The sequence below is a fragment of the Streptomyces sp. NPDC107575 genome, from assembly GCF_055657265.1.
This window is the reverse complement of record NZ_JBVKBG010000004.1, coordinates 165,599-177,623: the sequence shown is the minus strand read 5'-3', so window position 1 is coordinate 177,623 and position 12,025 is coordinate 165,599. Positions and strand designations below refer to the sequence as shown.

Genomic DNA, 12,025 nt, shown 5'->3' with positions numbered 1-12,025 from the left:
CCATGGCAGACATGAAGTACACACAGCTCGGACGTACGGGTCTCAAGGTCAGCCGGCTCGTCCTCGGCACCATGAACTTCGGCCCGCAGACCGACGAGCCCGCCAGCCACGCCATCATGGACGCGGCGCAGACCAGCGGCATCAACTACTTCGACACCGCGAACGTCTACGGGTGGGGCGAGAACAAGGGCCGTACCGAGGAGATCATCGGCACCTGGTTCGCCAAGGGCGGCGGCCGGCGCGACAAGACGGTCCTGGCCACCAAGGTGTTCGGGAACATGGGCGGCGACGGCCCTGTCTGGCCGAACCACGACCACCTCAGCGCGGTGAACATCCGCCGCGCCGTCGACGCGTCGCTCAAGCGGCTGCAGACCGACTACATCGACATCTACCAGTTCCACCACATCGACCGCCGCACTCCCTTCGAGGAGATCTGGCAGGCCATCGACGTACTGATCCAGCAGGGCAAGATCCTCTACGCGGGGTCCTCGAACTTCCCCGGCTACAAGATCGCCCAGGCCAACGAGCTGGCCAGGGCGCACGGCCGCGTCGGCCTCGTCAGCGAGCAGTGCCTCTACAACCTCGCCGAGCGCCGCGCCGAGATGGAGGTCATCCCGGCCGCGCAGGACTACGGCCTGGGCGTCATCCCGTGGTCCCCGCTGCACGGCGGGCTGCTCGGCGGCGTGCTCAAGAAGGAGAGCGAGGGCAAGCGCCGGGCGCAGGGCCGCTCCGCCTCCGCGCTGGAGAACACGAAGGTGCGCGAGCAGGTCCAGCGGTACGAGGATCTGCTCGACAAGCACGGCATCGAGCCCGGCGAGGCGGCGCTTGCCTGGCTGCTCACCCGGCCCGGCGTCACCGGCCCGATCGTCGGCCCGCGCACGCAGGAGCAGCTGGACTCGGCGCTGCGCGCGGTCGATCTTGAGCTGAGCGAGGAGGTGCTGTCCGGCCTGGACGAGATCTTCCCGGGTCCGGGTCCTTCGCCGGAGGCGTTCGCCTGGTAGTCGGCCGGTAATCGGCTCCGCCGGTGCGCGGCGGCCTTCGGTCGACTACTGGCCGACGGCCGCCGCGACAGCCACGACGAAGAACATCAGCACGAGCACACCGGCCATGATCCGGTTTCGGGTCTTCGGGTCCACGTCAACGAGACTAACGCGTGCCCGCGAGTTCCCATCCGGCGACCTTCTCGTAGCGTGACTGCTCCCCCGGCACCCCGGACCTCGGCAGCACGCTGCGGACGAGCGTCAGCTCGGCCACGGTCCAGGGTGTGCCCGCGAAGGCGTCGAGCGCCGACACGTACGGGCCGAGGTCCAGGGGCTCGCGGCTGCGTGCCAGCGTCAGGTGCGGGCGGTAGTGCCGGTGCTCCAGCGGCAGCCCGCTCTTGCGGCCCGCCGCCTCCGCGCGCTCGGCGAGCCTGCGCAGCGTCCCCACGTCGCCGCTGACGCCCGCCCACAGGGCGCGGCCCCCGAAGTGCCCGCCCCCGCCGAGCGCCAGCGTGAACGCCTCCGTACGGGTCGCCGCGCGGGCCAGCCGGCGGGACAGCTCGGGGACGGTGTCCTCCGGTACGTCGTCGTAGAACGCGAGGGTGACGTGCCAGCCGCGCCGCTGGGTCCACCGGATGCCGTCGCCGGTCGGCAATGTGTCGACGACCTCGCCCAGTTCGGCGAGCGCAGTGGCCGGCGGCAGCACGGCCGCGAAGAGTCTCACCACGCCAGCGTCGCGCGGCTCGACCAATCAAGTCCCGCGGCTACTGAGCAGCAGGTGCGGCAAATCAAGCCCCTGCGGCGATTGAGCAGCGGGGTCTGGGGCAGAGCCCCAGGACCGCAACCCGGCACCGGTCTCACGCCGCAGCCGCCAGCTCCCGCGGCACGAACTGCACATGCCGCTCGCCCCGCCGCAGGTCCACCTTCAGGCGAAGGTTGGCCGCCCGGGCCAACATCAACCCGACGCCGACCGCGGCACCCGCACAGATCACCCCCGCGAGGGCAAAGCTGACCCGCACCCCGAACTCGTCCGCGAGCCAGCCGAAGAGCGGGCCCCCCAGTGGCGTACCGCCGGTGAACACCATCATGAACAGCGACATCACCCGGCCGCGCATCTCGGGGTCCGTGCCCATCTGGACCGTGGAGTTCGCGGTCACGTTCACCGTCAGGCCGAGGATGCCGAGCAGCACGATCAGCGGGGCGAACGCCCAGACGCCCGGCGCCCACGCGGCCAGGACCTCCAGGACACCGAAGCCGATGGCCGCGCCGACCAGGACCCGAAGCCGGGTCGAACGGCGCCGCGCCGCGAGCAGCGCACCGGCCAGCGAGCCGACCGCCATGAGCGTGTTGAACAGGCCGTACTGGCCGACCCCGCCGTGGAACACGTCGTCCGCGTACGCGCTCAGCCAGATCGGGAAGTTGAAGCCGAAGGTGCCGACGAAGCCGACGAGGACGATCGGCCAGATCAGCTCGGGGTGCTGGGAGACGTAGCGCAGGCCCTCCTTCAGCTGGCCCTTGCCGCGCGGGGAGCGCTTGGTCTCGTGCAGCTCGTGCGTGCGCATGAGCATGAGGCCGGTGAGCGGGGCGAGGAAGGACAGGCCGTTGGCGAGGAATGCCCAGCCGGGGCCGACCGCGGCGGTCAGCGCGGAGGCGACGGCCGGGCCGATGAGGCGGGCGGACTGGAAGTTCGCGGAGTTCAGGGAGACGGCGTTGCGGACCTGGTCGGGCCCCACCATCTCGGACACGAAGGACTGCCGGGTCGGGTTGTCGACGACCGTGACGAGACCCGTGAAGAAGGCCGCGAGGTAGACGTGCCACACCTGGACGTTGCCCGTGAGGGTCAGCGCCGCGAGGAAGAGTCCTGACAGGCTCATCGCGCCCTGCGTGCAGAACAGCAGGTTGCGCTTGGCGAAGCGGTCGGCGATCACACCGCCGTACAGGCCGAACAGCAGCATCGGCAGGAACTGCATCGCCGTCGTGATGCCGACGGCGGCGGAGGATCCCGTGAGGGAGAGCACCAGCCAGTCCTGGGTGATGCGGGCCATCCAGGTGCCGGTGTTGGAGACGACGGCCCCGGTCGCGAACAGCCGGTAGTTGCGTACCTTCAGGCTGGCGAACATCGAGGGCTTGCGTGGTGGGCGGGCGGTGGAGTTGTGGGCGGCTGGTGCGGGGGCGGAGTCTGCTCCGGATCCCGTACTCAAAGTGGGTTCGCCTCCTCGGCGGTCGTCCTGCGCGGTTGGTCCCCAGCGGGGGGTCAGAGGTGGGCGAGCTTCTCCAGGACGGGCGCGGCCGCGCGGAGCTTGGCCCACTCGTCCTCGTCGAGCCCCTCGGTGAGGCCCGCCAGCCAGGCGTTCCGCTTGCGGCGGCTCTCCGCGAGCATGGTCTCGGCCTGCTCGGTGGAGGTGACGACCTTCTGCCGGCGGTCCTCGGGGTGGGGTTCGAGCCGGACCAGTCCCTTGGCCTCCAGGAGCGCGACGATTCTGGTCATCGACGGCGGCTGCACATGCTCCTTCCGGGCCAGCTCACCCGGTGTCGCGGAGCCGCATCCGGCGAGGGTGCCGAGCACCGACATCTCGGTGGGGCTCAGCGATTCGTCGACCCGCTGGTGCTTGAGCCGACGCGACAGGCGCATCACTGCGGAACGCAGGGAGTTCACGGCGGCTGCGTCGTCGCCATGGGAGAGGTCTGGCATGTTCGTTAGCGTAACTCATTACTGTGTCTAACTACTACCCGGCGCACGGCACGCGTCCGTGATCCCCACCACCTCTTCACCTGTGGCAGGAGTGCAGAAAAGTTTCATCACCCATACGAGTGAGCCGGACGCGGAAAGTGACGCAACGGGTCGCGGAGCCCGGCGACCCTGTCCGTATGGGATCGACAGTGCTCAGTCTGCGGATCGACGGTGAGCTGCTCGACCGGCTCAAAGTGCATGCCGCCAAAAGAGGAATGAGCGTCCAGGACTATGTGGTCCGGACGCTCATTCGGGACGACTTCGACGAACGCTTCAAGACCGCCGTCGAGGAGACGGAGCGGTTCTACGGAGACGTGACGACGTAAGGCGCTACTGCGTAGGGCGTTACTGCGTAGGGCGTGACTACGTGAGGCCGAGGGCCGGCATCAGGTAGTAGAAGACGAACACCGCGGAGACGGCGTACATCGCGGCCGGCACCTCCTTGGCGCGGCCCGCGACCACGCGCAGCACCGTGAAGCTGATGAAGCCCATGCCGATGCCGTTCGTGATCGAGTACGTGAACGGCATCATCAGCATCGTGATGAACGCGGGGATGGCGATCGTCCAGTCGTCCCAGTCGATCTCGCGGATGCCCCCGGACAGGATCAGGAAGCCGACCGCGACCAGCGCGGGCGTCGCCGCCTGGGACGGGACCATCGTGACGACCGGCGTGAGGAACAGCGCGACCGCGAACAGCAGGCCGGTGACCACGTTGGCGAGGCCCGTACGGGCACCCTCGCCGACACCGGCCGTGGACTCCACGAAGCAGGTGGTGGCCGAGGAGGACGAGGCACCACCGGCGGCGACGGCGACACCGTCGATGAACAGCACCTTGTTCATGCCGGGCATCTGGCCCTTGTCGTCGGTCAGGTGCGCCTCGTCGCTGATGCCCATGATCGTGCCCATCGCGTCGAAGAAGCACGACAGCAGCACGGTGAAGACGAACAGGATGCCGGTCAGGATGCCGACCTTGTGGAATCCGCCGAACAGGCTGACCTGCCCGATGAGCGAGAAGTCCGGGCTGGCGACCGGGTTGCCGGGCCAGGACGGCACGGTCAGGCCCCACGAGGCCGGGTCGATGTCCGCGACGGCGTTGATGATCAGCGCGACGACCGTCATGACGACGATCGCGAGCAGGATCGCGCCCGGCACCTTGCGCACGAGCAGCGCCAGGGTCAGCAGCACGCCGAGCACGAAGACCAGGACCGGCCAGCCCATCAGGTGACCGCCGGTGCCGAGCTGCAGCGGCACCGTGGTCTGCGCGGCGTCCGGCATGCGCGTCACGAAGCCGGAGTCGACGAGGCCGATCAGCAGGATGAACAGGCCGATGCCGATCGCGATGCCCTTGCGCAGGCCGTACGGCACCGCGTTCATGACCCGCTCGCGCAGGCCGGTGGCGACGAGCAGCATCACGACGAAGCCCGCGAGGACGACCATGCCCATCGCGTCCGGCCAGGACATGCGGGGCGCGAGCTGCAGGGCGACGACCGTGTTCACGCCGAGGCCCGCGGCGAGCGCGATCGGCACATTGCCGATGACACCCATGAGGAGCGTGGTGAACGCGGCGGTCAGCGCGGTCGCGGTGACCAGCTGGCCGTTGTCCAGCTGGTGCCCGTACATGTCCTTCGCGCCGCCGAGGATGATCGGGTTCAGCACGATGATGTAGGCCATCGCGAAGAACGTGGCGAGGCCGCCACGGATCTCACGCGGGACGGTCGAGCCGCGTTCGGTGATCTTGAAGTAGCGGTCGAAGCCGTTCTTCGGGGCCGGCGGCGGCGAGTCGTTGACATCGACCGGGGTGGTGGCCGAAGTGGACATGGATGACCTCAGCGGTATTCAGCAGTGAAATGCGGGCGGGGGGTTCGTGATCGAGTCTGATCGTCGCGTGCTCACCGGCGGGTTTCCCCGAAGTTCCGCTGGTGTTTCCTACGAACATAAGTGGCCAGACTCAGGCTGTTTCAGTATGAACATATGAGGCCGAATTTGCTATCTCCGCGCGTAGACCCTTGCGGCGAGGGGCTTGTACCGGGTTGTCGTCGGGTCCTCGTAAGCTGTGCACATGGCGAAGTGGATCCCGAAGCACGAGGCACCGGAACCCCTTGAGGGGCCCGTGGTCGCCACCATCACGGGTGGCACGATCCTCTGGTTCGTCCTCTTCCTCGTGCAGCTGCCGTTCTACGGGTGGTTCCAGGACCGCGGGATCACCTGGTGGGTGTGGTGCTGCCTGGCCGGCGGCGGACTCGGCCTGATCGGGATCTGGTACGTCAGGGGGCGCGACGCCGCGCTCAAGCGGGCGGCCGCCGCCGCTGTCACGGACCGTGAGGTTTCCACACCCGAGGGGTAAACCCCCGAAATCGCCCGTACCGTCGTTTTCATGACGCACATCGACGCGGGAACGGACCTCGATCCGGGCGATCCGGGCGAACCCGTCGCCACGACACCGATGCCGTCACGGGCGACCGGCCTCACCCGGGCCGAGGTCGCCGAGCGGGTCGCGCGCGGCGAGGTGAACGACGTACCCGTGCGCAGCTCGCGGTCCGTGACGGAGATCGTGCGCGCCAACGTCTTCACCCGGTTCAACGCGATCATCGGCGTGCTCTGGGTGATCATGCTCTGCGTCGCGCCGATCCAGGACAGCCTCTTCGGGTTCGTGATCCTGGCCAACACCGGCATCGGCATCATCCAGGAGTGGCGGGCGAAGCAGACCCTGGACTCGCTCGCGGTGATCGGCGAAGCCCGGCCGACGGTGCGGCGCGACGGGAACGCCGTCGCCGTCCCCACCTCCGAGATCGTGCTCGGCGACCTCATCGAGATCGGGCCCGGCGACAAGATCGTCGTGGACGGGACCTGCGCCGAGGCCGACGGCCTCGAGATCGACGAGTCGCTCCTGACCGGCGAGGCCGACCCCGTCCTCAAGCAGCCCGGCGACGAGGTCATGTCGGGTTCCTTCGTGGTCGCGGGCGGCGGCGCGTTCACCGCGACGAAGGTCGGGCGGGAGGCGTACGCGGCGCAGCTGGCCGAGGAGGCGAGCCGGTTCACGCTCGTCCACTCAGAGCTGCGCTCCGGCATCTCCACGATCCTCAAGTACGTGCAGTGGATGATGATCCCGACCGCGCTCGGCCTGATCATCAGCCAGCTCGTGGTCAAGGACAACGACCTCAAGGACTCGATCGCCCGCACGGTCGGCGGCATCGTCCCGATGGTCCCCGAGGGCCTCGTCCTGCTGACGTCGGTGGCGTTCGCGATCGGAGTGATCCGCCTCGGCCGCAAACAGTGCCTGGTGCAGGAGCTGCCCGCGATCGAGGGCCTGGCCCGCGTCGACACGGTCTGCCTCGACAAGACGGGCACGCTCACCGAGGGCGGCATGGACGTCCACGAGCTGCGGCTGCTCGGCGACGGGGCCGGTAGCGGCAGCGGTGACGAGGCGTACGTACGGAAGGTGCTCGGCGCGCTCGGCGAGTCCGATCCGCGGCCCAACGCCTCCCTCCAGGCGATCATCGACGCCTACCCGGACAGTGAGGACTGGCGCTGCATCGAGGCACTGCCGTTCTCCTCCGCGCGCAAGTACAGCGGCGCCGCCTTCAGCGAGGGCAACGGGACGGACAGCGCGTGGCTGCTCGGCGCGCCCGACGTGCTGCTGCCCGCGGACCACCCGGCGCTCGCGGAGACCGAGGAGCTCAACCTGCGCGGCCTACGGGTGCTGCTGCTCGCCCGCGCGCCCGAGGGGCTCGAGGGCGCGGGCGTCGTGGAGAGCGCCGAACCGGTCGCCCTCGTCGTCCTCGAACAGCGCCTGCGCCCCGACGCCGGGGACACCCTGCGGTACTTCGCCGAGCAGGACGTGCGGGCCAAGGTCATCTCCGGTGACAACGCGGTGTCGGTGGGGGCCGTCGCGGGGAAGCTGGGCCTCGAAGGACAGACCGTCGACGCTCGTACGCTGCCCAAGGACCCGGAGGAGCTGGCCGACGCGCTCGACGACGGCACGGTGTTCGGCCGGGTCACTCCGCAGCAGAAGCGGGACATGGTCGGCGCGCTCCAGGCGCACGGGCACACGGTCGCGATGACCGGCGACGGCGTCAACGACGTGCTGGCGCTGAAGGACGCCGACATCGGGGTGTCCATGGGCTCGGGCTCCGAGGCCACCCGCGCGGTCGCGCAGATCGTGCTGCTCAACAACTCGTTCGCGACGCTGCCCTCGGTGGTCGCGGAGGGCCGCCGGGTCATCGGCAACATCACCCGTGTCGCCACGCTCTTCCTCGTGAAGACGGTCTACTCGGTGATCCTCGCGCTGCTCGTGGTCTGCTTCCAGGTGGAATACCCCTTCCTGCCACGGCACTTGACGCTTCTGTCGACCCTGACGATCGGCGTCCCGGCCTTCTTCCTCGCCCTCGCGCCGAACAAGGAGCGGGCCAGGCCGAACTTCGTGCGGCGGGTGATGCGGTACGCGATTCCCGGCGGGGCCGTCGCCGGGATCGCGACGTTCGTGATGTACCTGGTCGCGCGGCACTACTACGCGGGTTCGGGGGCGCTCTCCGCGGAGACCAGTTCGGCGACGCTGACGCTCTTCCTGATCTCGATGTGGGTCCTGGCGATCATCGCGCGGCCGTACACGTGGTGGCGGGTGGGGCTTGTGGCGGCGATGGGGTTCGGGTTCCTGCTGGTTCTGGTCGTGCCGTGGTTGCAGGAGTTCTTCGCGTTGCGGCTGGTGGGGTCGGTCATGCCGTGGACTGCCGTCGGGGTGGCGGTATTGGCTGCGGCGGTGCTGGAGTTCTTGTGGCGGTGGGTGGGGCGCAGGTTTCCGGCGTGAACCAACCAAGCCCCGCCGGCGATTGAGGCGCGGGGTCCGGGGCGGAGCCCCGAGGCCGTAACGACGGTGCCGGGGACTAGTCGAACCACCGGTCGCGCGCCAGCTCAGCCGTGCGGGACGGGTCCTCCAGGAGCGCCGCCAGCTCGAAGCGGCGGGGCCACTGGCCCGACGCCCACGCGAGGCCCGCCGCGACGCCCTCAAGGGTCGCCGCGTGCACGACCCCGTCGGCGGTACGGCACCAGTCCACCTCGACGTCGGAGACGTACAGCTCCTCGTGCTCGACGTACGACGCCGGGGTCGCGGACCCGAGGAGGACGCGCACGGACTCGGGCACCTCGTGGACCTCGCCGCCCTCGACCGACCCGACACCCAGGACCTCGCTCAGGCGCCGCGCCTGGAACAGCTCGGCGAGCTGCGCCGCCTTCGACGGGGTGACCGGGAGGAGCGCGCGGCCCTCGGTGAGCGGGATCAGGTCGGGCGCGTCCGCGACGAGGGCGTCCCGGGCGTCGACCACCACGACCTCCCCGTCCCGCACGGCGCGCAGCTCGTCGGGCAGGGTGACCTGCTCGGGGTCGAGGTCGGCCAACCTGCCGTAGAGGGCGTGGAGTTGAGCGGCGTCGACCGGGCGGTCGGGGTCGGCGAGCCGGTCGAGGAGTTCCGCGGCGCCGCCGGGCTCGTCGAGCAGCGCGGCGACGGAGGTGCGCACCCCGAGGGCGCGCAGGACCTGTTCGTCGTCGAAGCCGGCGGCGTCCGCGGGCTCGTACAGGCCGACGAGCAGCGGATCCCCGCCCTCGGCACGCAGCCCTGCCGGGCGGCGGCCGTCGAGGACCGGGCTCCCCCGCAGCCACCAGGCCGTGTACGGGCGCACCAGCTCATGCGTGCCGTCGGGCAGCAGCACGCGGACCGGCTGGGTCAGCGCGTCCCGCAGCGGCGGCTGCGAGAGCAGCGCCAGGGCCTGCGGCCAGCGGTCCTCGTCGACCAGGTCCAGGTCCCGTACGGCGATCAGTTCCGTGGCGACCGGCGGGACGGGGGTGTCGGGCAGCCCGTCGAGGGCGTCCTCGCACCACACGTCGACGGCGTCGAGCAGCCCGGCGTCGTCCGGCTCGGGGAAGTCGCTCTCGCGCGGCTCCAGTTCGTCGGGGTCGAGGACGACATCGGTGGCGCGGACGAGCGCGAACGTCGCGAGGACCCCGCACGCGGCGAGCGGCTCCTGCCCCCAGCGTTCGGCCAGCTCACCGTCCACGTACGGGAGTTCGTCCTCCCGCAGCACGGACGCGATCGGGCTGCCGGGGAGCAGGAGTTCGGCGGCCGGGGCGAGTTCGCCCTCGTCGTCGGGGAGGGCGAGCGCGCCGAGCCACGGTTCGTCGCCCACGTCGAGATGGGCGTCGCGTACGAGGGTGAGGACGACGTCGGCCAATTCGTCGGCGTCCAACGTGGTCTCGTCGTCCCAGGCAGACGCCTCGTCGTCGAGGGACGCGGCGACGGCGGCGCGCACCTGCGGGGTCCGCAGGACGGCCCGAGGGGTGGCGGGCAGCGCGCCCAGCTTCTCCAGGAGCGGGTGGGCGGCGTCGGCGTGCGCGACCTTGAGACCGAGCCGGGCGAGCGCCTCACCGGGGACCGTGGACGCCTCGGCGGTGGGGAGCAGGACCTGGCGCGGGCCGATGGCGGTACGGCCTCCCGCGAGCGGCACGGGCAGCCCGCTGAGCCGGTCCGGGTCGACCCCGGCGAGGGACTCGTAGAGCCGCCGCCACCAGTCGGGCTCCTTCTCCAGACCGGCGAGCCGGTCGACCGCCTCGGTCAGCGGGACCCGGGCGACGCCCAGCGTCCGCAGCTCCACGCGGCGTTCGAGTCCCGCGGGCAGCAGGCTCGGCAGCACGTCGGCGAGGACCCGTACGGTGTCGGCGCCCGCGCCCTCGACGACCTCGGCGTCGCGCGGCTTCAGCGACGTCGGCCTGTCGTCGTCCTCCTCGTCGCCCGGCTCGACCGCCGGGGGCAGGAACGCGGTGCGCGGCAGCCGTTCCAGGACGGCGGCGCGCAGGGCCCCGTCCAGCTCGCTCCTGCCGAGCGGTCCCGGTACGAGGTCGAGGATGCCGGGGCCCACGGGGCGCCATCCGGCGAGCAGTTCCGTGTACGCGTCGGCGGCGCGTTCGGTGAGGAAGTCGGTGAGCGGACCGGGGGCGACGTGCCGCCGCGCCGTGTCCAGCGGATACGTGGCGATGAGCAGGGCCGGGACGCCGAGGGGCTCGTCGCTGGGGGTGGGCGCGTACAGCACGGGTTCGCTGCGCGGCCTGACCGGAGCCCCTTCCGCGTCGACAGGGACGGCCCAGGTCACGGCCCAGTTCGGCCGAAGCCGTTCCTCTACGGGCCGGTCGGCGAGCAGGGCGGCGTCGAGGGTGCCGGTGCGGGTGACGATGCGGTATCGCGTGGCGGGGGCCGTCGCATCGGCGGGCGGCACCGTGGGCCGCCTTGCCCACCCTGCCGCCCCAGGCGGCAGATTGCCCAAGTCGGAACCGGACTCTTCGGCGGGGCTCGGCAAATCAAGCCCCTGCGGCGATTGAGCAGCGGGGTCCGGGGCAGAGCCCCGTGGCGTCAACCCCGTGTCGGCGATCACCACGTAGGGCGCGGACTCCGACCGACGCAGGGCCCGCTCCCCCGCCTCCGTAGTGATCACGACCTCCGTCAACCCCGGCAGGGCGAGGAGGAGGGTGTCGTCAACCCCGTCCAACAACCGCGCGGCCAGCGCCTCCGCCGCCGCGTCCCGCAACGGAAGAATGACCACCGTGTCGTACGGATCCGGGGCGGAGCCCTCCGCCGCGAACGGCAGCCGCAGCAACGGCACATGCCCGTCCCGCCGCCGCAACTCGTCCCCGAGGTCCGGACTCCGCAGCGCCGTGTCCGACGCGGCGAGCCGCGCGTCCGTCAGGGACCAGCGCACACCCCCGCTCCGGCCGACCACCGCGGGCTCGTCGGAGACGGCGAGCACCGCCGCGAAGCCGACGCCGAACCGGCCCACCGCACCGCTCGTGTCCTCGCGCTTCGCGGAGGCCCGCAGCGTGGACAGCGACTCGACGCCCGCCGCGTCCAGCGGGGCGCCGGTGTTGGCGGCGGCGAGCACGCCGTCCTTCAGGGTGAGCGCGAGACGGCCCTCGACGCCGGCCCGTGCGGCGGCGTCCGCGGCGTTCTGCGCGAGTTCCACGACGAGGCGGTCCCGGTAGCCGCCGAGCGCGAGGTCCTCCTCGGCGTTGGCGTCCTCCCGGAAACGGGCGGCGCTTCCCGCCCACGCGTCGAGCACGGCGTGGCGCAGCCGTGCGGTGCCGAACGGGTCGACGCCCTCCGGTGCGGGGGTGCTGACGCTCACGGGTGACTCCTCTGGGGCGGGTGGGCGTGATCGGCCGAACCGTATCGCGCAGGGTTCCCCGTGCTGCCGTGAGCATGCGGCGGCGACGTGGTTGACGCCACGGGGCTCCGCCCCGGACCCCGCGCCTCAATCGCCGGCGGGGCTTGATTTTG

General features: G+C 71.0%; 9 protein-coding genes. 4 read left to right on the top strand and 5 right to left on the bottom strand.

Annotated elements, in window-relative coordinates; genetic code table 11:
- The first annotated feature begins 11 nt into the window (after positions 1–11).
- Positions 12–1,001, top strand: a complete 990-nt coding sequence (locus ACZ7L4_RS20350) for an aldo/keto reductase (protein ID WP_472104343.1) — start codon at positions 12–14, stop codon at positions 999–1,001.
- 145 nt (positions 1,002–1,146) lie between these two features.
- Here ACZ7L4_RS20350 and thpR read toward each other — a convergent pair whose 3' ends face one another.
- The 3 genes from thpR to ACZ7L4_RS20335 all read right to left on the bottom strand — a co-directional run bounded on the left by thpR (position 1,147) and on the right by ACZ7L4_RS20335 (position 3,672).
- Positions 1,147–1,704, bottom strand: a complete 558-nt coding sequence (thpR, locus tag ACZ7L4_RS20345; RefSeq protein WP_472104342.1) for an RNA 2',3'-cyclic phosphodiesterase — start codon at positions 1,702–1,704, stop codon at positions 1,147–1,149.
- 133 nt (positions 1,705–1,837) lie between these two features.
- A complete protein-coding gene (locus ACZ7L4_RS20340) occupies positions 1,838–3,181 on the bottom strand; it encodes an MFS transporter (RefSeq protein ID WP_472104341.1) in 1,344 nt (447 codons plus the stop codon).
- 53 nt (positions 3,182–3,234) lie between these two features.
- Positions 3,235–3,672 carry a MarR family winged helix-turn-helix transcriptional regulator gene (locus tag ACZ7L4_RS20335; RefSeq protein WP_385769628.1) on the bottom strand — a complete coding sequence of 146 codons (438 nt, stop codon included), beginning with the start codon at positions 3,670–3,672 and terminating at the stop codon, positions 3,235–3,237.
- A 176-nt stretch (positions 3,673–3,848) separates the two neighbouring features.
- Here ACZ7L4_RS20335 and ACZ7L4_RS20330 point away from each other — a divergent pair, with 176 nt between their 5' ends.
- Complete coding sequence (locus tag ACZ7L4_RS20330) at positions 3,849–4,037, top strand: ribbon-helix-helix protein, CopG family (RefSeq protein ID WP_266712647.1); 189 nt, start codon at positions 3,849–3,851, stop codon at positions 4,035–4,037.
- 37 nt (positions 4,038–4,074) lie between these two features.
- Here ACZ7L4_RS20330 and ACZ7L4_RS20325 read toward each other — a convergent pair whose 3' ends face one another.
- Positions 4,075–5,529, bottom strand: coding sequence for an NCS2 family permease (locus tag ACZ7L4_RS20325; RefSeq protein WP_472104339.1), 1,455 nt, complete (start codon positions 5,527–5,529; stop codon positions 4,075–4,077).
- Positions 5,530–5,770: 241 nt separating this feature from the next.
- Here ACZ7L4_RS20325 and ACZ7L4_RS20320 point away from each other — a divergent pair, with 241 nt between their 5' ends.
- Together ACZ7L4_RS20320 and ACZ7L4_RS20315 are read left to right on the top strand one after the other, a co-directional pair.
- The gene (locus tag ACZ7L4_RS20320) at positions 5,771–6,055 is read left to right on the top strand and encodes a DUF2530 domain-containing protein (RefSeq protein WP_472104337.1); all 285 of its coding nucleotides are present in this window, start codon (positions 5,771–5,773) and stop codon (positions 6,053–6,055) included.
- 30 nt (positions 6,056–6,085) lie between these two features.
- On the top strand, positions 6,086–8,515 hold the full coding sequence (locus ACZ7L4_RS20315; protein ID WP_472104335.1) for an HAD-IC family P-type ATPase: 2,430 nt from the start codon (positions 6,086–6,088) through the stop codon (positions 8,513–8,515).
- A 76-nt stretch (positions 8,516–8,591) separates the two neighbouring features.
- Here ACZ7L4_RS20315 and ACZ7L4_RS20310 read toward each other — a convergent pair whose 3' ends face one another.
- Positions 8,592–11,873 carry a sacsin N-terminal ATP-binding-like domain-containing protein gene (locus tag ACZ7L4_RS20310; RefSeq protein ID WP_472104333.1) on the bottom strand — a complete coding sequence of 1,094 codons (3,282 nt, stop codon included), beginning with the start codon at positions 11,871–11,873 and terminating at the stop codon, positions 8,592–8,594.
- Positions 11,874–12,025: the final 152 nt, after the last annotated feature.